Annotated in this window: 18 protein-coding genes; 17 read left to right on the top strand and 1 reads right to left on the bottom strand. The window is 40.1% G+C overall.

What is annotated here, in order from left to right:
- Positions 1-3: 3 nt before the first annotated feature.
- The 14 genes from BLQ82_RS24205 to BLQ82_RS24140 all read left to right on the top strand — a co-directional run bounded on the left by BLQ82_RS24205 (position 4) and on the right by BLQ82_RS24140 (position 19,387).
- Positions 4-837: a LicD family protein gene (locus BLQ82_RS24205; RefSeq protein ID WP_062523086.1), complete on the top strand. Its 834-nt coding sequence runs from the start codon at positions 4-6 to the stop codon at positions 835-837.
- Positions 838-866: 29 nt separating this feature from the next.
- A complete protein-coding gene (locus tag BLQ82_RS24200) occupies positions 867-3,173 on the top strand; it encodes an NTP transferase domain-containing protein (protein ID WP_062523085.1) in 2,307 nt (768 codons plus the stop codon).
- A gap of 249 nt (positions 3,174-3,422) precedes the next feature.
- Positions 3,423-4,715: a glycosyltransferase family 2 protein gene (locus BLQ82_RS24195; protein ID WP_062523083.1), complete on the top strand. Its 1,293-nt coding sequence runs from the start codon at positions 3,423-3,425 to the stop codon at positions 4,713-4,715.
- A 77-nt stretch (positions 4,716-4,792) separates the two neighbouring features.
- Positions 4,793-5,914 (top strand): glycosyltransferase family 2 protein, encoded by a 1,122-nt coding sequence (locus BLQ82_RS24190; RefSeq protein ID WP_062523081.1) that lies wholly within the window; start codon positions 4,793-4,795, stop codon positions 5,912-5,914.
- Positions 5,915-5,950: 36 nt separating this feature from the next.
- A complete protein-coding gene (locus BLQ82_RS24185) occupies positions 5,951-7,192 on the top strand; it encodes a rhamnan synthesis F family protein (RefSeq protein ID WP_062523079.1) in 1,242 nt (413 codons plus the stop codon).
- Between the two features lie 50 nt (positions 7,193-7,242).
- Positions 7,243-8,826: a CDP-glycerol glycerophosphotransferase family protein gene (locus BLQ82_RS24180; protein ID WP_163704295.1), complete on the top strand. Its 1,584-nt coding sequence runs from the start codon at positions 7,243-7,245 to the stop codon at positions 8,824-8,826.
- 5 nt (positions 8,827-8,831) lie between these two features.
- Positions 8,832-10,199: a glycosyltransferase family 2 protein gene (locus BLQ82_RS24175; protein ID WP_062523075.1), complete on the top strand. Its 1,368-nt coding sequence runs from the start codon at positions 8,832-8,834 to the stop codon at positions 10,197-10,199.
- A 36-nt stretch (positions 10,200-10,235) separates the two neighbouring features.
- Positions 10,236-12,644: an adenylyltransferase/cytidyltransferase family protein gene (locus tag BLQ82_RS31605; protein WP_143013537.1), complete on the top strand. Its 2,409-nt coding sequence runs from the start codon at positions 10,236-10,238 to the stop codon at positions 12,642-12,644.
- Positions 12,645-12,718: 74 nt separating this feature from the next.
- A complete protein-coding gene (gene glf / locus BLQ82_RS24165) occupies positions 12,719-13,825 on the top strand; it encodes a UDP-galactopyranose mutase (protein ID WP_062523073.1) in 1,107 nt (368 codons plus the stop codon).
- 31 nt (positions 13,826-13,856) lie between these two features.
- Positions 13,857-15,167: a metallophosphoesterase family protein gene (locus tag BLQ82_RS24160; protein WP_062523071.1), complete on the top strand. Its 1,311-nt coding sequence runs from the start codon at positions 13,857-13,859 to the stop codon at positions 15,165-15,167.
- A complete protein-coding gene (locus tag BLQ82_RS24155) occupies positions 15,167-15,895 on the top strand; it encodes a glycerophosphodiester phosphodiesterase (protein ID WP_062523068.1) in 729 nt (242 codons plus the stop codon). The genes BLQ82_RS24160 and BLQ82_RS24155 overlap by 1 nt, the downstream gene beginning before the upstream one ends.
- A gap of 136 nt (positions 15,896-16,031) precedes the next feature.
- Complete coding sequence (locus tag BLQ82_RS24150) at positions 16,032-17,198, top strand: LicD family protein (RefSeq protein ID WP_062523066.1); 1,167 nt, start codon at positions 16,032-16,034, stop codon at positions 17,196-17,198.
- A 688-nt stretch (positions 17,199-17,886) separates the two neighbouring features.
- Complete coding sequence (locus BLQ82_RS24145; protein WP_244280975.1) at positions 17,887-18,945, top strand: tetratricopeptide repeat-containing glycosyltransferase family 2 protein; 1,059 nt, start codon at positions 17,887-17,889, stop codon at positions 18,943-18,945.
- A 244-nt stretch (positions 18,946-19,189) separates the two neighbouring features.
- Positions 19,190-19,387 carry a cold shock domain-containing protein gene (locus BLQ82_RS24140; RefSeq protein WP_019915069.1) on the top strand — a complete coding sequence of 66 codons (198 nt, stop codon included), beginning with the start codon at positions 19,190-19,192 and terminating at the stop codon, positions 19,385-19,387.
- Positions 19,388-19,813: 426 nt separating this feature from the next.
- On the opposite strand, the gene BLQ82_RS24135 is transcribed toward BLQ82_RS24140, so the two are convergent.
- Positions 19,814-20,686: a hypothetical protein gene (locus tag BLQ82_RS24135; RefSeq protein ID WP_062523064.1), complete on the bottom strand. Its 873-nt coding sequence runs from the start codon at positions 20,684-20,686 to the stop codon at positions 19,814-19,816.
- A gap of 280 nt (positions 20,687-20,966) precedes the next feature.
- Between BLQ82_RS24135 and BLQ82_RS24130 the strand changes: the two genes are divergently transcribed.
- From BLQ82_RS24130 to secA, 3 genes are all read left to right on the top strand, one after another.
- Positions 20,967-22,400 carry an S-layer homology domain-containing protein gene (locus tag BLQ82_RS24130; protein WP_074648584.1) on the top strand — a complete coding sequence of 478 codons (1,434 nt, stop codon included), beginning with the start codon at positions 20,967-20,969 and terminating at the stop codon, positions 22,398-22,400.
- A gap of 360 nt (positions 22,401-22,760) precedes the next feature.
- Positions 22,761-23,312 carry a ribosome hibernation-promoting factor, HPF/YfiA family gene (gene hpf, locus BLQ82_RS24125; RefSeq protein ID WP_020431975.1) on the top strand — a complete coding sequence of 184 codons (552 nt, stop codon included), beginning with the start codon at positions 22,761-22,763 and terminating at the stop codon, positions 23,310-23,312.
- Between the two features lie 318 nt (positions 23,313-23,630).
- Positions 23,631-26,138 (top strand): preprotein translocase subunit SecA, encoded by a 2,508-nt coding sequence (secA, locus tag BLQ82_RS24120; RefSeq protein ID WP_062523061.1) that lies wholly within the window; start codon positions 23,631-23,633, stop codon positions 26,136-26,138.
- Positions 26,139-26,269: the final 131 nt, after the last annotated feature.

Here is a 26,269-nt window from a genome sequence, read left to right as displayed (position 1 = left end):
ATAATGGACAGAAGCAAAAAATCCTATAATTTATCCCCTGAGGAATTAAAGCAACTGCAAAGCATAGAATTAGAACTTCTTATTGAATTTGATAGAATATGCAGAAAACATAATATAACTTACAGCATTGACGGTGGCACATTACTTGGTGCTATAAGACATGGCGGATTTATTCCATGGGATGATGATGCGGATGTAATTTTAAATCGTGATGAATATCAGAAGTTTCTTTTGGTGGTGGATCAAGAATTAGATGAAGATAAGTTTTATCTTCATGATTTAAATCGGACACATGGTTATAGATGGGGATATGCTAAATTACGTCGTTCAAATACGGAATTTATTAGGTTAAATCAAGAATACATGCCATATGAGCAAGGGATTTTTCTTGATATATTTGTTTGTGACAATGTTCCAGATAATTATATATCACGCTGTATATGTAATTTTCACTCTTTCATTTATCGAAAGATACTTTACTCTGAAGTGGGAAAGCGTACTGCCAGCGGGGTTAGTAAACTGATCTATAAAATATTAAACTTAATACCTGAAAAGACAGTGAAAAACAGGTATGCCCATTATGTTAAATATCGCAATAGAAAAAGCACTGAAATGGTTAAAAGTCTAACATTTCCAGCATGTAATCGTGTCTATGGTTATAAGCGGAAGTGGTATGAGGATACTATTGACATGAAGTTTGAAAGTGTAACGCTTAAGGCTTGCCGCGATTATGATGAATATTTAAGATTTCTGTATGGTGATTATTTGAAACTGCCGCCTATAGAAAAAAGAAAGGTTCACCCTGTGTCAAAGCTGACGTTCCCAAAGGATAATTAAACACAAATAAACTTTTTGGAGGAAAAGCAATGAATAAGATAATGTTTGATATTATGCTCCTTATAAAGGATGGGAATAGCTGGGATGTCAAGGAGTATGCCCGAAGACTATTCAAACCTTATTCTATTATAGAACAAGAATATCGCAGTCTTGTTTATGATAAATATATTGCTGAAGATAAGCTGACTCAAAGGGGTGAACAGTATTTAAACGGGCATACGATTGAAAATGCTATTATTTTGGCTGCAGGGGTATCTTCAAGGTTTGTTCCTCTTTGCTTTGAAAAACCAAAGGCTCTTTTAGAGGTAAAAGGCGAAGTAATGATTGAAAGACAGATATGTCAGCTTAAGGAAGCCGGAATTTCAGAGATTATAATTGTTGTAGGGCATATGAAAGAGATGTTTTCGTATCTTGTTGAAAAATATGACGTTAAGCTGGTTGAAACAGACACATATAAGGTTCGCAACAATCATGCAAGTGTATACGCTGCAAGAGAATATCTTAAAAACACCATAATTACATCGGCAGATCTGTATTTTAACGAGAATATATTCCAAAAGTATGCATTTGATGCTTACTATTGCACTGTTTACAGGGAAGGTGTGACTGATGAACGTGGCATCGAAACAGATGTACACGATCGAATTTGTAATACGTTTTATGGAGTGTCCGATACTTGGATAACATTAGGGTATGCATTTTTTAATGAAAGATTTTCGAAAGCTTTTTTGGAAATCCTTGATAAGGAATATAATTCTCCTGAAACGATGCAAAAGTTTTGGGCGGATATTCAGGATGAACATCTCAGCGAGCTTTATATGTACGCAAAACGCTGTAATGGAAACATTATTTATGAATTTGATTCTCTTGAAGAATTGCGCGAATTTGATATCTCCTACTGTAATGATGCGCAATCGGCCTTGCTTTGTCAAATAGCTGAAAACATGAGAACAAGTGAAAATAATCTTAGAAATTTCAAGCCTATAACAAAAGAGGATCTTGGGCGAGGCTTTACATTTACATTTGAACAAAAAAGATATATATGCCGCATAACAAAAGACTTGGAAGTTCTAGATATAAAGCGCTATGACAACGAAATACAGGAATTAGTTAATTTAACGGAAAGCTTTATTACTTATTATGATAAAACCTTACCTTTATGTGCAGCCGAAAATGTTATATCGCCATTTGCTAATATGCCTCTGTCAATGGGATTTCAGGAGAGATACATTGTTGGAAACACATATTCTTATTCGGAGCAAGATAACTTTATTGGAAGTTCATACTTACTTCCATTTTATCAAATGATTTCCGATCAATGTTATAAATTATTCGGCGCTAAATATTCTGATGCGAGAACACTTACAGGAATGAATTGTCTTATGATGGTTCTTTCTGCACTCTCCGAAATTGGGGACAGCATTTTAAATTTGGGCGCTTCGGCTGGTGGCCATGCTTCTGTTAAGCCAATTGCAGAAAGATTGGGACTTGAAGTAGGTGAAGTTCCGTTTGATTTTGAAAAACAAGATATTGATTATGATAAATTAAATCAACGACTGAAGGATGAAAAGATAAAATTTGTTTTGCTGGCCCCTTCTGACATTATACGTCCATTTCAGTTCGAAAAAATTGATACAACAAATACTACTGTTTTATATGATGCGAGTCAGTTGTTGGGTCTGATCGCTGCAGATTTAATTGATAATCCAATAAAAACCGTTAAAAATATGGTAATGTTCGGGGGAACGCATAAAACATTCCCTGGTCCTGCAAGTGGCCTAATACTGACCAATAGTGAAGAATTGCACAAAAGATTAGAAACCAGCATTAACCCTATATATATACGGCATACACAAATGCACCAGAAGGTAAGTTTATTATTTGCCATGATAGAATTTGAAACTTTTGGAAAGTCATATCAAGAGCATATTGTGGAGCTCTCAAATGTTCTTTCAGCCGAACTGGAAGAACGGGGATTTAAAGTTGGGAAAGTTGATGATAACAAATATACAAGTACACATGAGGTTTTTATATATACAGATAAGGAAATTATGGACAGAATATTTGAGAATAGCATACGATTTGGAGTTACATTAAATAAGAAGAAAAAAGAGTTGTTTTATGGTTATGGGATCAGACTGGGTACTCAAGAAGTAGCACGTTACGGTTGGCCTAAAGACTCAATGAAAGCAATAGCAGAAATAATATATGAAATTTCTTTGCCGGTTGTTGATGACAGAAAAGTTCAGCGCTTGTTATCAGGCATGCCACCAAAAAAAATACAGTATACTTTTGATGATGCGACAGCGGCATATTTTAAAAGATTTGTACAATAGGCGTGTTATTTAAAATGGTTTAGTATTTTGCTGTAATATTGTAGAGTAACAAGATTATAATCACAATTAAACTAATATTATGGAGTACATTTTTTAGGGCATCTACCTTAGCATTAGGGATTACGTGGTAGTGCCCTATGGGCTCTATGGTGCTTGTGTTATTTTAAAGTATTAAGATTTGGTAATTATAGAGATGCACGACTATTAACTGCAGCAATATTTTCAAAATATTTCATAGAAGAAAAGTATATGAAATTGATTATGGCAAAGTGGCCTTTGAAAGCAAGTCCACATGGGTGGAAGTATTTGGTTGAGGAAAGAAGTCTGATAAATGGAAGGAAAGTAATTATGGACGAATTAATAAGCGTTATAGTGCCAATATATAATGTTGAACCATATTTACGACAGTGTATTGAAAGCATTGTAAATCAGACTTATAAAAATATTGAGATAATATTGGTTGATGATGGCTCTACGGACAAATGCCCAGACATCTGCGATGAGTATGCTGCCGAAGACAAACGAATAAAGGTAATACATAAGATGAACGGCGGTCAGGACAGCGCGAGGAAAGAAGGCATGAAAAATGCAAATGGTGTATACATCGGTTACGTCGATGGGGATGATTGGATTGAACCGGAAATGTATGATACTTTATATAGACTTGCTAAGCAGTCAGGAGCTTTGATTGTTGAATCAGGTGTAATTGATACATACATAGACAAGGAGGTGTTACGTAAACCTTTTTATAATGATGGATTTTATTATGATAAGAAATTCTCAGATATTATTCCGACAATTATTTATACCGGTAATTTCTTTCAGCATGGGATTTTTCCATATCTGGTTACTAAGCTTTTTTATAAAGATTGCATATTTAATTATCAAATGATGTCGGAGGAAAGCAATAATCTTGTTGATGATGTTATGTGTGTGTTCCCTAGTGTAGTTAACACACAATCAATTTATATTACACATAAATGTTTTTATCATTACAGAATGAGGAATGGTTCAACTAAACGCACAAGAAGAAATGATGTTGCTGATATTGTTAAAAGCAATTATTCCGAATGGTTAAAAAGGTTTAATGCTGTTGGCTTTGAAAAAAGTATTGAAAGCCAGTTGAATTATTTTGTAATGTATTTATTTTTATCTAAAGCCATGTATACACTTGACGTTAAAGAATCGGATTTGTACCTTATGCCATATGGTGGAGTTAAAAAAGGTTCTAGAATTGTGTTGTACGGAGCGGGTGCGGTTGGGATTCAACTTTATAATTACATTTCAAGCAATAAGTGTTGTGATATTGTTTATTGGGCAGATAAAAATTATGCTTCATTTACTGATTTGAGTGTAAAAAGCCCAACGGCAATAGTCGATATAGATTTTGATTATTTAGTTATTGCCATTTTTAATAGAGATGCATATGTAAGTGCTAAAAACGATTTGATTTCAATGGGAATAGACGAAAAAAAAATACGTTGGATAGATAATAAATATTTAGAAAATCCAATGTTATTAATAAAGCAATGCTTAATATAAAATAATCTTTGAAGAAATTCAAATGGAGATTTGCTAATTCTGTTGCGTTCTATAACCTCAAAAGTGGGGAATAAAAGATGATATGCAGTATAATTGTTCCAATATACAAGGGTAATAAATATATAAAAAATTTGGTTGATATGTTACAGCAGTGGAGTGACTCAAATGATGATATTAGACTGGAAATCATCTTTGTAAATGATTTTCCTGAGCAACCTATCGTATTGCCTCAATGGAAAAATCAATGTAGGGTATCCATTCATGTATTAGATAATCAACGTAATATGGGAATTCATTACTCTCGAATTGTTGGGGCACAATATGCAACAGGTGAATATATTGTGTTCTTGGATCAAGATGACATATTGAATGTGGATTATTTAACTAGTCAGTTACAACATTTAAAGGATGGAGAAGCTGTAATTTGTAATGGTTTGTACAGAAATGGTGAAAAGATTTTTTCTTTATCTAACCCTATTGAAAAAGATTATTCTTTTAAAGAATATTTGGATCATGGTTATCCTTTAGTTTCATTAGGACAGCTGCTTATCAAAAGAGATAGTATACCTCAAGAATGGCTTAATAACTTAATGGTGCATAATGGATGGGACGATCATTTTTTATGGGCACTTATGATGGTGCATAATGTTAGGGTTAATATAAATGAGGATATTTTGTATGTACATGAGGAAGATGGTAATAATGCATCCTTTAATTGGAAACAAATGAGTCTATCAGGTCGGAATTTTAGAGACATATTTTTGAAGTTAAACTTAATGGGAGATACTGAGGAAAAACAATTCAGATACATGACTGATTCGAAAATATTGAAATACGAAGATTATGCTGAGTTAGAAAAACTATTGAATAAGGTTACATCGAATCAGTTAGAACAATATTTTCACTCAAAGGATATTCATAACATTTCCATATATGGATTTGGAGTATATGGAAAAGAATTATATAGAATTATGGAAAATATAGGGGTGGAAGTTGAATATTGTATAGATAAAAGAAACGATATCAAAAATGCCAATATTCCTGTAATTTCACTTGATGAAAATATGCGAAAGGTTGATGCTATTGTAGTATCGCCAGTAAATTCTTTTAAAGAAATAGAAAAAAATATTAAAAGGTATTGCTCTTTTGAAGTAATTTCATTATTCGATATTTTAAGAGAAATAAATAGTGATAGTTAACTGATTCAAAGATTTTTGGGATTTGAAGGGAGAATTATGGGTATTGCTTATGAAAATTTGGAAAATCTAAATTGTATTCTTTCAATCGACTACTTAACAGATGGATTTGACAAAAAAAATTTAAGCAACCGGGTTGCTGTGGTTATTCATCTGCATTATTCGGATACTTTTAATCAGTATAAAAAATATATGGATAATATACCTCAAGAGATTACTGTATATTTTACCACCTCTAATGATGAATTAAACAGGAAAATTGAAAATTATGCTAGGCATAGAGAAAATTGCAGAATGATACAGAAAAATAATCGCGGCAGGGATATAAGTTCTTTTTTAGTAGCTTGCCGCAAAGAGATTTTGAACTATAAGTATATTTGCTTTTTGCACGATAAAAAGGAAAAAGATCCAGAAATGAAAGCTGATACGAACAAATGGATCTATACCCAGTGGGAAAATATGCTAGGAAGTACAACGTATATATATAATGTACTTTCCTATTTTGATAAAAATACGCAAGTAGGTTTACTGCTCCCACCTATTCCAGTTAGTGAGCGTATTTCCTTTTCATATAGAAATAATTGGTTTAACAATTATGAAAATACCATCGAGTTGGCAGGTTGTCTCAACTTGAATTGCGATATCAACAAAGAAATCTCTCCTATGGCTTTAGGAACAGTTTATTGGGCAAGGGTTGATGCTTTAAGAAAGCTTTTTGAACATGAGTGGAAATACGAGGATTTTGATGTTGAACCATTGGCTGATGATGGAACATTAAGTCATGCGGTTGAGCGAATATTGGAATATGTTGCTAAGGATGCCGGATATGGAAGTAAATGGGTTATGACAGACCGTTATGCAGAAGAAAGCTTAGGATATTTTACGATCGCCTTATCAAAGGCATTTGAAAGGCTTAGAAGTTCATTAGGTCTTCGGTATATATATGATTTGGATCAATTTGATGCTAAGTCATTAGAATTAAAAAAGATGTATCGGAATTACAAAAAAGTATATATATATGGAGCGGGTTTATTAGGAAAAGATTGTCTTCATTTTATGAATTTTATTGACATAAAAATAGATGCCTTTATTGTTACAGAGATGAATGGAAATGAGTCCGTAATTGAATATATTCCGGTATATCCTTTCAATGAAATTGAATTTGACAACGAAACACTTGTAATCATAGCCGCCAACAAGAAATATCAGGAAGAGATTTTTGGGAATTTAAAAAAGAAGCAGTTGCCTGCAAGTTCCCTATATAATTGGTGTTCATACTAATTTATTTTGAGAAATTTGCCTTGAGCATAGCGAAAGGAATGATACTTAATATGGATATAAAAGAAAATATATTAGATGATACAAATCATAGATTTGGCATAGATAAATTTAATTTTCAGACATGGGAAGACTTTGATAATTTCAAAAAAAATAAATTTGTGTTTATATTCGGTATTGGTTACGGTGCTGACTTCTATTTTGAAAATTATACCGAAAATATTGTAGGCATTATTGATAATGATGAAAAAAAGCATGGGCTTCCGATTAATTTGTTTATTGATAAAATTGCATTGGATAAGTGTCAGGAAAAGAAAGTATTAGATGTTTCCGTATTAAAGCAGTATAAAAATGATAATATAGTTATTCTAATAGCTAACCTTAAAGCATTTGAACAAATTGCAGAGCAACTTGAACACTTAGGAATATGCAATTATTTTTCATTGCTCACAATGGAAGCTATAAGAAGAAAATCCTTCATTACGGCTAAAGATCATATTACTAATAGTATTATAACGAAACGCACTGATAAAATTGAACAAAATAAGCTTGTATTTTACACCACCGGTGGTTATTTTGGACATGGAAAATATATTGCTGAACAGCTATTAAAACTGCGCAATGATTTGGACATTGTTTGGATTGTTAACGATTTAACGTTAAATGTGCCGAAAGGTATCAGGCTTGTATATTGGAAAAATAGAAAGAAATATATTCATGAGATGCGAACAGCTAAGATATGGATACATGATGATATGGTTCCATTAGACATTCAAAAACGACCGGAACAGATTTATGTACAAGTTAAACATTGGTCCAGCGTTACATTAAAAACGTTTGGGTTTGACTTTACAACATTTCGCAATGACGCTGTTGAAATTGCAATGTGCAAACACAATTCAGAAATGATTGATTATATTATTACAGGTAGTAAGTTTGATACAGATACTTGCAGAAGCGGCTTTGGCTTTAAAGGTAAGATTATACAGGCTGGCTCGTCGCGTTCTGATGTTCTTTTTAACGAGAGTAAATATAGACAAAAAATATGTAGTTTTTATAATTTGGATAATAGCAAAAAAATTCTGCTATATGCACCGACATTTCGCTACAAGCAAGATGAATATAATATACGTGAGGCTTATGAGACAAATATCGATTACGAATTAATAGTTGATAAGCTGGCTAGTAGATTTTCTGATGAGTGGAGTGTTCTTTTGAGATTACATCCGTTAGTTTCCGAAGCAAGCAAATCAATGAAATTATTAAATTATGTTATTGATGCCAGCGATTACCCTGATAGTCAGGAGCTTGTTGCCGCTGCAGATGTAATGATTACAGATTATTCAAGCATTATGTTTGAGCCTGCTTTTGTAAGGAAGCCTGTGTTTTTGTTTGCACCTGACCGCAAGGAATATATCAACGGTGAACGTAAGCTGCTGATTGACTATGATACTCTCCCATTTTCCATTGCGGAATCAAACGAAGACCTGGCAAATAATATTGAAAATTTCAACCAGGAAGAATATGTAAGGCAAGTTGATGAATTTATGGAAAAGTACGGTGTTCATGAAGACGGACATGCAAGCGAGCGCGCGGCAAAGTTTATATCGGATTTAGTTGATGGTATAAGGAGTTAAATGAAATGCCGAAAATTTCTGTAATTATGCCGTCCTTAAACGTGGCAGATTATATTGAACAGTGTATGGAAAGTGTAATAAACCAAACACTGAAGGACATGGAAATAATTGTTGTAGATGCAGGGTCGACAGACGGAACTCTTGAAATATTGAAAAAATACGAATCACAGGACAATAGAGTTCATATTATACACTCTGATAAAAGAAGCTACGGCTACCAAGTAAACCTGGGAATTTCAATGGCTCATGGTGACTATATCGGAATTGTAGAAACTGATGACTATATAGAATTAAATATGTATGAAATCTTATATAGCCTAGCTTCGCAATCACAAGCAGATTATGTTAAGGGAAGTGCAGAAAGGTTTTTTGGTTTGACCGGAGGAATATCATATACCAGTAAAATTGAAGTTTTCACAAAAAAAGAATTTGCTCCTGATCATGGTATGATTACTGTCAATCCAAGTGTAACACCGGAACTTATTCTTAGGGATTATTACTTATGGACAGGCTTATATAAAAATGATCTTATTAAATCCATACGATTGAATGAAACTCCCGGCGCTGCCTATCAAGACATAGGTTTTCTTATTCAGACCTTTTGTAAAGCGCAAAAAGCAGTTTATGTGGATAAAATATTTTATCATTATCGGCAGGATAATCCAAATGCTTCAGTATATAATCACAAGGCTTTCCATTACATTGTTCAAGAGTATCAATATGCAGATGGTTTGCTTCAATATCAAGATGAAATGTGGCGTACATTAAGCTATTGCAAAATGTTTCGTCAAACAAATCAAAGAATTAGATTGATGGCGATTTCGGGCAGCGTTTGGGGTTCGGCAATATCGGATCTGCAAATCATCTCCGGCAAATTGAAACAAGGAATGAATAAAAATCATATTGCATCTGAACATTTATCGCTTAAAGAATGGTCGGAATTAGAATTAATGATACAAGATCCGATAGATCTATATGATTATTATATAATTGCCGAAACTGAGAAACGCAGAGAGCTTTCCTGTTTGTTAAAAAAATTGTCTGCTGTTGATCAAATTGTTGTTTTCGGATGTGGTTTATTCGGGGATTTTGTTTCTGTTTTGCTCGAAATAAACGGAATAGATAAAATTGAAGCATGCTGTGATAATAATTCTGATTTGTGGGGCAATGATTTGCAAGGAAAGCCTATAATTCCGCCGGAACAGGCTGTTCGGGATTACCCGCAGGCAGCATATATCGTTGCTAACAAAGCTCACCGTCAAGAAATAAAGAACCAATTAGTAAGCATGGGCATTGCTGATGATCATATTTATGCATATAGCTTGGATGCAGATACTTTATTGTTAAGTAAAGCTTATTTGCAGAGTCAATGAACATTACCTAAAATTTTCAATGAACGGAGCTAAGTTATGGTTAACGGTATTCCTCATCCGTTAAATGAAATTGACGCTGATATAGGTGCATATATTAATTCGCGTCCTGATAATAATTTCACCGATATTATAAGAAAGGATAAGCGTCTGGAGGTTTCACGCTATCTAAGCGATATTCCAAACGGTTTGTTCGCATGGTATCCGTTTGAAAGCACCTCGAAAGTATTGGTCATCGGCGGATTTTTTGGCGCATTCTTAATGAGCGTATGCAGAAGATGCGAAAGCATTGTCGTTGTAGAACAAGACGGATATCGTGCGCACTTTCTTAAAAAGCGTATGAATAATGTCAAAAATCTCAGTGTTATAAATTCCGATGTGATACAGTATCAAAAAAAATCCGAGCAAGTCTTCGATTATATCATTTGGGCAATTGACGAAAGTAATGACAGTTTGAGTGAAAAAGACTATGAAATTTACTTTTCAGCTATGAAAAGCCTGCTCGCACCAAAAGGGAAAATTCTTGCCGTAATTCCAAACCGCATGGGTGTCCGTTTTTTTTGCGGAGAAAGAGACATCCAATCGGGATTACCGTTTGAAGGAATAACCGATAATCACTTTGGTACGCATCGATTCAGCCGCAGTGAGCTTCTGAATTTTCTTGAAAATATGCATTTTAACTCCATAAAACTCTATTATCCGTTTCCCGACTATAGAAATCCTCAACTCATATATACAGATGATAATCCTCCATCAGAGGATATAACCGAGCGTATAAAGGCTTATAACCCTAACAACAACGAGAGAGTTCTAAGTGAGAAGAACCTATATCGTATCCTTGCTCAAAATAATGTACTGACCTCCTTTTCCAATTACTTTATTGCCGAGTGCGGGAACAATGTTAAATCCAGTAATATCCTGTATGCTGCAATTTCTTCAGAAAGGAGCCGCAGCAGAGGATTTGCCACGGTTATATGCAGCGACGACAAGGTAAGAAAGATACCAATATATGACGAAGGACTACAAGGGCTTAAAGAATTACAAAGCAATGCCGAAGAACAGATAGAAAGAAAAATACCGTCGCTTAAAATATCGATTGAAAACGGCATTGCAGTCATGGATAAAATTGAAGCGCCCACATTATCGAACTATTTAAGGCAGCTGGTCGATGACAAGAATGCGCAGGCTTTTTTTAATTGCTTAGATCTACTGTATAAGCACATATTAAATTCGTCGGATTATACTTCTAATAATTCACTATCAAGCATGGCGCAAAATGAAGATTGGGGACCTATACTAAAAAAGGCGTATGTTGAAATGATCCCCGTTAATTGCTTCTTCTTCAATGAAGAACTTTTGTTTTTTGATCAGGAATATACAACGGATGATTGCCCGGCAGGATATGTTATGTTCCGAGCTGTGAATGATATCTATAATTTTATACCTGAGACTGAACAACTGATTCCGCTAAAACAAATGCAGGAAAGATATAAGTTAGAACGTTTATGGAATTACTTTTTGAAAGTGGAAAATGAGTTAAGCAAAAAGATAGTAAACCGGGATATATATACAGGACGTTCAATGTGGATGAATGATTCCGAGCGTATTTATAGAAGCAATAGGAGGACAATGAAGTTGAGCAGCGACAGTTTAATTAAGCTTTTTGACCCCGTCTCAGGGCTCAATGATAAAAGTCTAGTTCTTTTTGGCTCTGGAAAATATGCGGATTATTTTTTGGATAAATATGGGCAACGGTATAAAACGGATTTTATTATTGATAACAACAAGGATAATTGGGGAACAGTAAAACGGGGAATAGTTGTAAAATCACCTTATGAAGCTAGTAATCTTATTTATGGAACATACCGGATTGTTATAGCAATCGCAAATTATCAACCGATAGTCGAGCAATTAAACTCTATGGGTATTTATGAGGACAGTTATCGTATTTACCAGAAAAGTATTGATGATTTACTGCCATTGACCGTTGCCGATACAATCTCTGACGGAAAATATAATATAGGTTATGTAACAGGAGCTTTTGACTTGTTTCATATTGGTCATCTTAACCTTCTTAAAAGATGCAAGGAGCGCAGTCATTACTTGATTGCAGGAGTATTAACAGATGAGATCATTGAAACTGAAAAGCATAAAACCCCGTTTATCCCCTTTGAAGAGCGTATTGAGATTGTTAAGCAGTGCAAATATGTGGATAGAGTCGTTCCGGTCGATAAACACAATACAAATAAAATTGATGCATGGAAAGATTTGCGTTATGGCTGCTTGTTCTCAGGGAGTGACCATGACGGCGAACTTTCTTGGACAAGACTTCAAATGCAGCTTCGTAGTTTAGGAGCGGAGCTTGAGTTCTTCCCATATACACAAAGCACAAGCTCATCTATGCTGCAAAAGGCGTTAAGAAAACAGATAACAGGTCAAACTCAGTGATGTAGAGATTTCTCATCCTAATGGAAAAGCGGGGATAAAATCTATGAGAAGTCTAAAAAGGCGGTGATGTATTCATGAAGTACGATTACTTGATTGTCGGTGCCGGGCCCTTTGGGGCTGTATTTGCACATGAAGCTATGAAGTGCAATAAAACTTGCCTAGTGATCGATAAGCGTAATCATATCGGAGGAAATATTTATACGGAACAAGTAGAAGATATTAACGTGCACAAATACGGCGCGCATATTTTCCACACCAATGATAAAGAAGTTTGGGAGTATGTAAATCGTTTTGCGACATTTAATCGTTATACCAATTCGCCAATAGCGAATTTTAATGGTGAGATATACAATCTGCCTTTTAATATGAATACATTCTATCGGTTGTGGGGCGTTTCTGATCCGAAGGAAGCAGAACAGATTATAGAGACGCAACGTTTGAAATGTGATGATCCACAGAACCTCGAAGAACAGGCTCTTTCATTGGTCGGACGCGATATTTACGAAAAGCTGATCAAAGGCTATACAGAAAAACAATGGGGGCGTGACTGCAAGGACTTACCTGCGTTTATTATTAAGCGCCTGCCCGTTCGTTTCACTTGGGATAATAACTATTTTAACGACCAGTACCAGGGAATACCAGTCGGTGGGTATACGCCGATCATTGAAAAGCTGCTTGAGGGCAGCGAGGTCAGACTGAATACGGATTATTTTGCACAGAGAGAATACTTTGATCAAATTGCAACAAAGACTGTTTACACAGGAATGCTTGATGAGTTCTACAATTACCAATTCGGCCCGTTGGAGTACCGCACACTGCGTTTTGATTCGGAAATTCTTGATCAACCTAATTTCCAAGGTAACGCCGTTGTAAATTACACGGATAAGGAAACTCCGTTTACGCGCATCATTGAACATAAACACTTTGAATTTGGCACTCAGCCTAAAACCGTAGTTACGCGCGAGTATTCAAAAGAGTATGAGAACGGAGATGAACCCTATTATCCGGTTAATGATCAAAGGAACAATGCGCGTTATCTAAGTTACAAAGGACTTGTTGAAAGTGAACAAAACATTATTTTCGGCGGCAGGCTGGCTGAATACAAGTATTACGATATGTGGCAAATCGTCAGAAACTCGCTGGATGCAGCAAGAAAAGAGCTGAAAGAAGCTCAAAAATAATCGTTATGAATGTGATTGAGGAGTTGAGCGCTTGAAGCAATCATTAACAGGTTTGGCAGGGATGAAGCTACGCGCAGTTGATGGCTCTCAAGAGCTGGGACATCCTGAGATGCTAAGCACCCCTCTTTTTTATTTGGCACAGCCTGGCGATAGACTGCGGCTTATGGATCCGGCGTATAAGTTCAACGTTGCAACCTACGCGCCGGAGATACAAGGTCGTTGGATTTACACCTATGCCTATGCGCCGGATGAGAGCTGGACGGTTTACCGGCAGGATTTAAGCGGCAGCAGCTACAGGCAAGACGATTATATATTTACGGAGTACGTTTACTTTCGTGTATGTCTAAGGAAAATGAATGGAACAGAATTTGAAGGTTTTGAGGATATCAATCGTATTCTTTCTTTTGAAAAAAATGCAACTCCCCTATCTGAAATGAAGCCGTGGCTCAGAAATGAAATAGAGCGGGTCTCGGAGTGTGTTATGGATGTACGGGAAAAGAATGAACTTTCCTTTGCGTTGTTGACCGATACACATTATACAGTAAACGGGACTTGGGATGACACGTCTGTATCCATCCAACAACTGCATAAAGAATTAGGCTTTGATGGGATCATTCACCTCGGGGATTTCACGGATGGCATGGTAACGCGTGAGGTGAGCCGCTATTATGTAGAACAGATTCTTGGAGACTTAAAAAAGTGCGAAATACCTGTATGGGTGACGCTTGGCAATCATGACACAAACTATTTCGGGAATAACCCGGATCAGTTTTCCTTAAAAGAACAGTGCGAGCTTTATTTAGGCAAAGACGAACCGCGATATTCCATTGATTTTGGTGCACATAAACTGCGTTTTATATTCTTGGACTCCTTCGACCCGTATGAGACATTGCGTTATGGATACAACGCAGCATGCATCCAGTGGCTAAATAAACAACTAGAAAACACGCCTGATGATTGGCAAATTGTGATCTTTTCCCACCTAACGTCTATTAGACGCTTACAGTATTGGGCAAAGGAAATGCGTGGCGAAAACGAGTTGATGGGGTTGTTGAACAATCATGCCGGAAAAATACTTGCCTTTATAAATGGTCATAACCATGCAGACTTTTTGGACAATGAAGAAAGCTTTCCTATTATATCCATAGTAAATTCCAAGTGTGAAGCATTTACGGAATATAAGCCGGAAGGCTTTATCACCCCTGATCGAAAACTCGGGGAGCCCTCGCAAGAAGCATTTGATATTATGCTCGTTAACACAGAGAAGAGACAGATACGCTTTGTGAGATTTGGCGCGGGTAAAGATAAGATCGTTACACATGGAAGGGCGGAGTGGCTTTAATGAAAATATGGGGTCATCGCGGGGCCTATTCTTCCGCGCCAGAAAATACGCTTGTTGGTTTTCAAATGGCAGCCCAAATGGGCGCTGAAGGAGTAGAGCTTGACATTCAGCTTACCAAGGACAGAGAGATCGTCGTCATCCACGACGAAACTGTTGACCGAACGAGCAATGGACAAGGGTGGGTAAAGGACTTTACCCTTTCTGAAATAAAAAAGCTCAATTTCAATAAAAGCGGCCGCACTAAGCCGCTCTTTATGGAAGTGCCAACGCTGGCAGAAGTATTGGAATTATTGAAACCGACAGGATTGACTATCAATATAGAGTTGAAAACAGGTGTCATCTATTACGATGGGATTGAACCTATTGCGTTAAAATTAGTAGAAAAGTACGGCATCTGCGACAGGATTATATGGTCGTCATTTAACCACTATTCTGTTCAGAAAATAAAGCTGCTTGAGCCGTCATCCAAAACTGCGCTGCTATGCGGCGGGGAAATATTGGTCACTGGGGAGCAATGCGAAAAGGTTGGAGCTGAAGCGCTGCATCCTAGCGTTCATATGCTGCGCCATCCATCGCTCGCTGAAGATTGCCGCAAACGGGGCATAATGATACGTCCGTGGACGGTTACGAATGATGATGAGCTTAAACTTGCAAGAGATCTCAGTGTAGACGCGGTGATGGTTAACAGAATTGACTGGGCGAAGGGTGCTTTGGCGCATGGGAATTGAAATGCAGAGGGCAACCCCCGGGTATCGTGGGGATATGGGATGGATTTCAGAGCGGTCTAATGATTTATCTGAACAAGCCGGATTTCAAAATGAGCACCGAAGTATTCGGTGACATGACGCTTAGGAGAATTAATTGGTGAATAAACTAAATGAGTTACAGGTCGTTGAACTTGATATTCTAAAAGAATTTACAAGGGTCGCAAAGCGTGAAGGGCTAACCTGGTTCGCCATGTTTGGAACTCTTCTCGGCGCGGTACGTCATAAAGGATTTATCCCTTGGGATGACGATATTGATATTGCCTTGCCGCGTAAGGAATATGATCGTCTCCGGCTTTCGCAGCATTGGTTCAGTGAACCCTATTTCCTGCAGACACCGCAAAATGATCCTGCTGCCGCTCCCCATTATATAAGGCTGCAGCGAATCGATACGACGGTCCTCTCGAACTTTCCTAATGGATATACGCGAGGCGGTCACATGGGAGCCTATATCGACATCCTTCCTCTAGACGATATGCCCGGCGGCGATGCTGCAAAGCGCGTTCAGGAAACCGCTTTGAAGATGCAAATTCAAATGTACGCTTCGGCTGCCCTCGATGAATGTGAGGGGCCTGAGATCTCCGAAAGTAAAGAGGGATTTTGTTACGGTGCCGGCGGAATATCTGGACAATACGACTTTTTTGCAGAGCGGTATGAACGCTTCTGCTCAAAGTATTCTAACCAGTTATATTACGCTATCCCCGTTGTAATGGGCGAGCATGGCAGAAGGGTGTATGACAAGAAGTGGTTCTCGGAAAGTGTTGAAATGGACTTTGAAGATTTAAAAATTCCAGTGCCTGTCGGCTACAAGGAAACGCTAATTGCATCTTATCCTGGCGGGCTATACGAGCCGGATGCGAAAGATCGCAAACCAAAGCACCGGGATCATAGTATTGTGGATTTGGGCCGGTCTTACCAAGAGTATGTTCGTGCCTATACAGACATGCTATGCGGTATTGAAAATAAAAAGGTGTACATCTTCGGTGCTGGTGATAGCCTGCGGATTTGGTTAGAGCGTTACAGCAATGGGTTGAATGTAGTTTGCGCTTTTGATAATCGTAAAGCCGCATGGGGGAGTTTAGCATATGGTGTACCCGTGCGATCTCCTTCCGAATTGCCTGTGTTAATGGATGAGAATTCACGGCTAATTATTGCAAGCATCTATCATAAAGAAATAGCCAAGCAGCTTGAGGAAATGAATATATTCGATTACTACTTTTTTATTGACGGCTTAAAATATACGAGGTGTTTAAACAATGCGAAGTAAGTGAGCATGGTTGTCCCCTGTTACAATAAAGTGAAAGACATCGGGGCAATGCTGGAAAGGTAATTGTCCAGGTATGGGAATGGTACCCGTGAGGTAATCTTCGAATGCGAGCCGAAACTTCGCGCTCGGGGGTATGAGGTTGTTATTGTCGATCAAATAAACGCAGACTGCTGTGTGGCCGTGTAGGCAAATGGTAACTATGTCCAGATTTAATGAACTCAAAGAGGATGATATTATCTACATGGGCATCTTAATTTGATCCGTCAGTCGAAGTAACGGTGCGACAAGCTGACTGTGGGTGTTCTTACAGATGAGCTGGTAGCGAACCAAAAAAATAAATGGCCGACCATACAACTTAACGAACGCCTAGAAATTGTGCGCGGGAATATCTTCCTATTGCTGAGGGCAGCTATACAAAACTTGCGAGCTATAATTTGTTGTCCATCATGTGTACTTCAGATAGGCGCAAAGATTTTACGATGAATACAATCGGCTCTGTAAAATCGCTGTAAGCCACCTGACAGAAAGTGTTGTATTAGGATGCTGGAATGCGAGAAGGCTCATTACTTCCTGCTGCTGCGTTTTATAAATCAGAAAATTGGCATATAAGGGTGAACTATCTATTGTTTTCTAAAGAATTTTGTGTGATCTCTGCTATTTCAAAATTAGACTTTTTAGGATGGATAAGATGAAACTTTCCCTAGTCATGATTGTAAAGAACGAGGAAGTCACCTTGAAACGCTGCCTGGGAAGTGTCTCTAAATTCGTTGATGAAATAATAATTGTTGACACTGGTTCAACAGATGGGACTAAGCGAATCGCTGCAGAGTTTCAAGCCAAGGTATTCGATTACGAGTGGACCAGCGACTTCGCTGCTGCACGTAATTTTGCGCTTTCACAGGCGACCAGTGAGTGGAGTTTGGTATTGGATGCAGATGAATTTATTTCTAACGACTGTGAAGATGAGATATATAGTTTCATATCCCATTCTCCTGCCATAGGCCAAATAAAAAGAATAGATAAATTTATGTCGAAAGATGGAGTGAGCTTTGAGCAAAGCTATATTTCACGCCTTTTCCCATCCAGTTGCCGATATTCCGGGAAAATTCATGAACAGATAGTATCTGACCTGCCCAGAGTGAGAGTGGATGTAGAGATTCAGCATGATGGTTACTTTGAAAAAAAGAAGTCAGACAGAAATATTCCAATACTCTTACAGGTAATTGAGGAGAATCCCCAAGACCCATATTACTACTATCAAATTGCCAAGGAATATCGTGGAATAGACGAACATGATAAAACGTATGCTTCATTGAAACAGGCATATAGTAAAATCACTCATAAAGAAGGATATGCTCCGAGTCTTATCGTCAATTTTTTGTATGCGATCATTGCTTCAGGTCACTTGGATGAGGGACTGGCCATAGTTGAAGCTGAGCAGGATTTTCTTAGTGAGTCTGCGGATTTTTATTTTGTCTCTGCTCTTTTTCTTCTTGAGCTCATTCTTAGCGATCCTGATCAATATAGTGATCTGATTCCGTATATCGAACGTTTTTACTTAAGAGCGCTTGAGATTGGTGAAACGGAACAAGAGGGAAGTGTCATAGGGACAGGTAGCTTTGCTGCCCACCATAATTTAGGTGTATATTACGAGGTAATAGGCGATCTGGAAAAGGCAAGACAGCAATATACCCTAGCCAAGAATTATGGTTATGCTCCATCTATTGAGCGATTGTCTCTTTTATAAATCATCTTCTATTAGATGTTTCATTCCAAAACATTTTGGTTAAAGACTCTTAATTGACGATACAATTCAGCCGCTATCTGCGTCATTTGTAGAATTTTGTAGAAGAAAAGTTCACTTATTATACGTGGTAAAATATAGAAGGTAAACATTTTCTTTTCCAATTGACAATGGAGAAGCTGCGGTGGTATAGTCGATTTGTGAGCAAGACTCACGTTCATCTGATGACGAAGGGAATGTTTAATCAATGGAAGGTAAAGTAAAATGGTTTAACGCAGAAAAAGGTTACGGTTTCATCGAAACTGCCGATGGTGGCGACGTATTCGTACACTTCTCCGCGATTCAAACTGATGGTTTCAAAACATTGGATGAAGGCCAATCCGTAGAGTTCGACATCGTTGAAGGTGCACGCGGACCACAAGCAGCTAACGTCATCAAATTATAATCATCCGGCGCAGCCGACCTACATATACGGTAGATGGTTAGCAATTGAGACAACGCTAGCATAGACCCTGGAGATTTTCTCCAGGGTCTTTTTTGTGATTTCTTTACAAAAAGTCAACTCAAATGTGGCGAATTTAAACTGAAATTAGTCATTGAGTAAAATTATTTTACGGGAAAACGTTAAAAAGTCCTAATATTTGGGTAATAAAACGTTGGGTTTTCTATCTTGCCTCGGCGTACTTTCTTTTTGCTCAGGCGTATGGCTTTTGAACGGGAAAGGTGCTTAGGAGTGATACAGCAAGCCTAGGCCCATGCCCAGCAAACACTCAGGAAGATTAAAAGCAGAATGAAAAAGTGTCGGTTCTCCCATACTTGGTTTGCCGCATATTTAGCATTTTAACCTCTGCTGCTCAACGAAGGCCTGGCTTCAAGATTTAATGATGCCGAGGGTTTTATAGAATCCATGCATATTTTGAAGATAAGCATCATCCTTCAGAGATGAGTCAGCCAAAATACTTTGCATGCTCTCCAGAAATGCCGCAGGAGAGCTGGTGTCTGCAGTGTCGAACCGGTTCTGAATATGTGTATTGTTTAGTAGCTGATCATTCTGTGCAGTTTGTTCCTTGAATTGATCTGCCCACTCCGGATGTTTGGGAACCTTTTTCACAAAATCAAGAAGTATATCCAGTCCATTGCCTCCGAGGGAAATGTCGTTCATAAATCGGCTGTACGTTTCCGGGTCAGCTTGTTTCATTAATTCGGAAGGATTTATATAATCTTCTGGAGCACCTGCCGGACGGCTTGACGGCAATTTATAACTGATGTCACCTGTTACCGGATCGGTAGACCGGGTAGAAGCGACAGCTGCAATTGTATTCATTGTCTTTAGGAACTTGTCCGCCTGCTCACCTTCCATATAATTTTCTGCAATATATTTGGACTGTGAAATTCCCATTTCGAGCAGTGCCTTTCGTTTCTCATCGTCATTTACGTTTCCATCTACGATGAAGTTGGATTCTATGATACCGTATACAGCATCAGCAACTTCCGCCGGCTTTCCTTCCAGGACCTGGGTCAGGGCTTCGTTGATTTCTGCTGTTCCATAATATTTTGCTGGATGTGATTGAATGGCGTCAGCTGCCAGCTGTCGGCCTTTCTCACTGATTTCGACCTGGTCATAGGTGATGGCACCGGACGAATCTGCATTATGCCACTGAGCAATGGATTTTTGGGCGGCTGTATCAAGCCGCGGAGTACTGCTAGCAGGGGTCTGGTACGGGATTTGAGACGTAATTCTCATAAAGTTATACCTCCTGAATATTTTTGAACGAATAAGAAGAGCGTACAGATTCTGTAACCCTATAGATATATATATCGGCAATGGAACAAACTGGATTAAGAGGCATATGTTTTATGGGAATTGTCTGATCTTTGGGAACAATTATTGTTTATTTTTTGTATTTTTATAAATTTTTTCATGAAACGCAACTTTTTCACATTATCCGGGTAATAGAATACGTTGAGCTTTTTGTCTTGCCTCGACGCACAATACACTTTACTCTAGGAGGATGAACAGCAAAATGAAAAAGAAGTGGCGTGGTCTTGTGACCGGACTGCTGGGAATCAGCATGCTGTTAGGTTCACTCGGCAGTGTATCAGCCGCGCCGGTACCCAAGGATATTAAAGGGCACTGGGCACAAAAGCAATTGCAGGCCTGGCTTGATAAAGGTTATCTGGGAGGGTACCAGGACGGTACTGTTAAGCCCAACAAAGCCATTACACGTGCAGAGTATGTGGCTTTGGTTAACCGCCTGTTCGGTTATACCGATACGGCAACAATCAGCTTCAAGGACCTCAAGAAATCGAACTGGTACTACAGTGAAGTTGCCAAAGCGGTAAAAGCCGGATACATCGGCGGGTATGAGAACAATACCTTCCGTCCCAACGCTTCGCTTACACGGCAAGAGGCTGCTGTTATTGCAGCCAAGATTTTGAAGCTGAACACTAAGGCGTCTACAACCAAGTTTAAGGACAGCAGCCAGTTTGCGGCCTGGAGCCGTGGAGCTATTGCGGCAGCGGCCGACAAGAAAGTCATCAAAGGTTATCCGGATGGAACTTTCGGTCCCAAGAGGGCATTAACCCGGGCAGAGGCTGTTGGAATTATCAGCAATTCGGTGGCTCAAAAGCCTTCGGCTCCTGGGGTGACTCCAACTCCAACTCCTACGCCTAAGCCAACAACTTCACCGGCTCCAACAACTAGCCCAACACCGGCACCAACCACAGTTCCGGGCGGCGGTGGTGGCGGTTCCGGCGGCGGTGGTGGCGGTTTCATTACACCGACAGTAACCAACGCTGCGTATGGACACGTTGGTTCTGTGACTGCGGACGTCTACTTGACGCCTAATGTAACGGGTGCTGTGTATTACGTAGTTGCGCCATATGCCATCAATGTAAGTGCACCAAGTGCGCAGCAGGTGAAAAATGGACAAATTGCTGCCGGAACGGCAGGCGTTCATCATGGAACCCAAGCGGTTACGGCAGGCACTACCGTGTCCTTCACGGTGTATGGACTAACGGCTGATACGGAATACGCTACTTATGTAACGGTTGCAGACAGCTACGGCAACTGGTCTTCTGTAGCCACTGTCCGCTTGAAAACCGCATCGGCTGGTGCGAATGCCATTGTTGTAGCACAGCCAGGGAATATCGGTACTGTGACGGCTGATGTGTATGTCAAATACGGCAAGGCAGGCGGGACAGCTCAAGAGGTTAGATATGTTGTGCTGAAGGATAATGCGGCAGTCCCTACAGCCACTCAAGTGGCGGAAGGCAAGGATAGTGCCGGGACACTGTTATCTTCTGCATTAAGAGGCACCATTTCTACGCAGCCTGGTGTAGGTCACACTCATCCACTGAGCGGTCTTACAGCGGCTACCGGCTACAAGGTTTACCTCGTCAGCGGACATGGCACTACCTGGTCCTCTGTTGAAGTTATACGGATTCATACGAAATAATTTTTCTGATTATGCTTGGAGAGAAGACTTGAAGCCCAACACTTTTTGGCAGTAAAGTTAAATAGCTTGAACTATTATCCGGAAGGGGCTGTCTGCAGCTCTTTCCGGATTTTTTTCCTTTATCCTTCTATTTCCGACTGAAACGATACTTGAAAGCGATACTCTGTACCGCTGTTTCGGAAGCATAGGCTCCTTAAAAGGACAGCGAAGCCGTTTCTGCTTGCACGCAAACAGCCGCTTCTTCTGCTCCGGCATACAGTTACACCTTTTGTTAGGTGAATGTAAAGGCTGTCATGATTTGTTTTTTACTTAGCCCTGACAATTTGGTATAATGGCTATGTAAACAAAGGAGGAGTGCCCATGCAATTCAGCATTCGAGGTCAACAAATTGAAGTGACCGACGCTTTGAGAGATTATGTTGATAAGAAGCTCAGCAGACTTGAGAAGTATTTCGATGCACCCCCTACCTCAGAAGGATATGTGACGCTTGGCGTCGTTCGCGGCCTTCATACGGTGGAAGTAACAATCCCGCTGGCAGGTGTAACGCTTCGTGCGGAAGACCGCAGCGATGATATGTACGCATCCATCGATGCCGTGGTGGACAAGCTGGAACGCCAAATCCGCAAGCACAAGACCAAGCTTAATCGTAAATTCCGCCAGGAAGGAAGCCTGAAAACACTCTTCGTGGAAGGCGCACCAAGCAGCGTTGCTGTGGAGGAACAGGATTACGATGATTTGGAGGTTGTGCGGAACAAGCGCTTCACCTTGAAGCCGATGGACGTAGAAGAAGCGATCCTGCAAATGAACATGGTTGGACATAATTTCTTCGTGTTCTCCAACATCGACACTTCTGAAGTCAGCGTTGTTTACAAACGCAATGACGGCAAATATGGTCTGATCGAACAAGACTAGGTCTGGTGCATGAAGCCCGGCCGGGACTTGGGATAGGCGGTTTGCTTCAAACTCACGCAGAAAATTAACCGAGCCCCTATTCGCCTTAAGCGAATAGGGCTCTTGTTCGTATATATGTGATGGGAGTATGACAAATTAACGGCACTTTGGCAGTAGAGGGCTGACTTGAAAAATAAGGTTGGGGCTGCTTGTATTGCGGCTTGTCTTACAAACTGTTACAATTTATGAAGCAGCGGAATCGAAATCTTATATGGCCCTTTCAATATTAGTGAGGATGGGCTCGGTTCCACCATCTGTGTTGCATGAAAGGGGTTAACCATGCTAGGACTTGTAAAAAAAATATTCGGCGACACCAACGAACGTGATGTCAAACGTCTGATGAAGACGGTCGATGTAATTAATGGGTTGGAGCCCGATTTTGTATCGCTTTCCGATGAAGAATTGAGAGCCAAGACTGCTGAATTCCGTGCCCGGATCGAGAAGGGCGAAACCTTGGAAGAACTTCTTCCAGAGGCATTTGCAACCGTACGCGAAGCTTCCAAACGGACGCTGGGCATGCGGCATTTTGACGTTCAATTGGTTGGAGGCATGGCGCTGCATGAAGGCCGGATCTCCGAGATGAAGACAGGTGAAGGCAAGACGCTGGTAGGTACTCTGCCAGTCTACCTGAATGCATTGCTTGGCAAAGGTGTGCATGTCGTAACGGTCAATGACTATCTGGCTCAGCGCGACAGCGCGCAGATGGGACAAATCTATAACTTTCTGGGCATGACGGTTGGGGTGAACCTGAACGGCATGGACCATGCTGATAAACAAGAAGCTTATGCCTGCGATATTACGTATGGTACCAATAATGAATTCGGTTTTGACTACCTGCGCGACAACATGGTGCTCTATAAGGAGCAAATGGTTCAGCGCCCGCTCTATTTCTGTATTATTGATGAAGTTGACTCCATTCTGATTGATGAAGCGCGGACTCCTCTTATTATTTCCGGGCAAGCTGAGAAATCGACGGAGCTGTACTATGCAGCAGACCGTTTCGTGAAGAGACTTACTGCTGAAGAAGATTATACGGTTGATATTAAGGTGAAATCCGTGGCTTTGACTGAAAAAGGTGTGGCTACGGCAGAACGTGCCTTTGGCGTTGAGAACCTGTATGACCACAGCAATGTAACCCTGAATCATCACATTGTTCAAGCGCTCAAGGCGAACGTCATTATGCGCCGCGACGTGGACTACGTAGTGAATGAGGATGAGGTTGTTATTGTTGATGAATTTACCGGCCGTTTGATGGCGGGACGCCGCTACAGTGACGGATTGCACCAGGCTATTGAAGCCAAAGAAGAAATTCAGGTGCAGAATGAGAGCATGACCCTGGCCACGATTACATTCCAGAACTACTTCCGGATGTACCGCAAGCTGGGTGGCATGACGGGTACCGCGAAGACCGAAGAAGAAGAGTTCAAGAAGATTTATGGTCTGGAAGTTCTGCAGGTGCCGACCAATAAGCCGAACCAGCGTGTGGATATGCCAGACGTTGTGTACAAAAGCGAAAACGGCAAGTTTAACGCGGTTGTAGAGGAAATTGTGGAGCGCCACAAGAAGAATCAGCCTGTACTGGTAGGTACGGTATCCATTGAAAATTCGGAACGTGTATCCGAGATGCTGAAACGCAAAGGTGTCAGACACCAGGTGCTGAATGCGAAGCATCATGCGGCAGAAGCAGAGATTATCTCGCATGCCGGCCAGCCGGGAACAGTAACCATTGCTACGAATATGGCGGGACGCGGTACGGATATCGTATTGGGTGAAGGTGTGACGGATCTTGGAGGTCTGCATATTATTGGTACAGAACGCCATGAATCGCGCCGGATCGATAATCAGCTGCGAGGACGCGCGGGACGTCAAGGCGACCCGGGTTCCACTCAGTTCTACCTGTCGCTCGGCGACGAACTGATGAAGCGTTTTGGTGCAGACAACGTGCTGAACATGATGGACCGACTTGGTTTTGAAGAGGATCAGCCGATTGAGAGCCGCATGATTACGCGCGCTGTAGAATCCGCCCAAAAACGTGTTGAAGGCAACAACTTCGATATCCGTAAAGTCGTCCTTCAATATGATGACGTCATGAATCAGCAGCGTGAGATTATCTACAAGCAGCGCCGCGAGATTCTGGAGTCTGACAATATCAAAGACATTGTGGTTGAAATGATCAAGCCGGTTATTGACCGTATCGTTCATGCCCACTGCAGTGACGATATTCCGGAGAACTGGGAGCTGCAGGAGGTTGCTGATTATGTGAACAGCAAGCTTTTGGAGGAAGGCCAGTTGACCCGCGATGATCTGTGGGGCAAGGAAGTTGAGGAGATCATCGAATACATCTTCAACCTTGTGCTGGAGAAATACGCAGCCCGCGAAGAACGCCTTGGCTCTGAGCTGGTGCGTGAATTCGAGAAGGTTATCGTGCTTCGCTCCGTAGACAGCAAATGGATGGATCATATTGATGCGATGGATCAGCTTCGTCAAGGGATTCACCTGCGCGCGTATGGCGGTACTGACCCGCTCCGCGAATATCAGTTTGAAGGCTTTGAAATGTTCAATGCCATGACTGCCACCATTCAGGAAGAAGTTGCGACCTATATTATGAAGGCGCATATTGAAACCAACCAGGAACGGCAATCCGTAGTGGAGGAGAACAAAATCTCCACCAATGGCGAGCCTGCCGAGAAGCAGCCGGTGCATGTTCAGGCTGCGATTGGCCGCAACGATCCTTGCCCTTGCGGCAGCGGCAAAAAGTACAAAAACTGCCACGGCCAGAACGCGTAAGTACAGCGTGCTTTTGGTTACTAAGCTTGCCTTATCTTTTCAGTAAACCAGTGCGCAGGCATCAACCTGCGAAAGCTGTTTACAACACTGTGTTTGGACTTTGGGTCTTGTCCCACAGTTCAAGGGTTATA

It is taken from the genome of Paenibacillus jilunlii (assembly GCF_900102965.1).
Lineage (GTDB): Bacteria > Bacillota > Bacilli > Paenibacillales > Paenibacillaceae > Paenibacillus_AQ > Paenibacillus_AQ jilunlii.
Note: the sequence above shows the minus strand (reverse complement) of the source record. Positions and strands in the feature narration are given on the sequence as shown.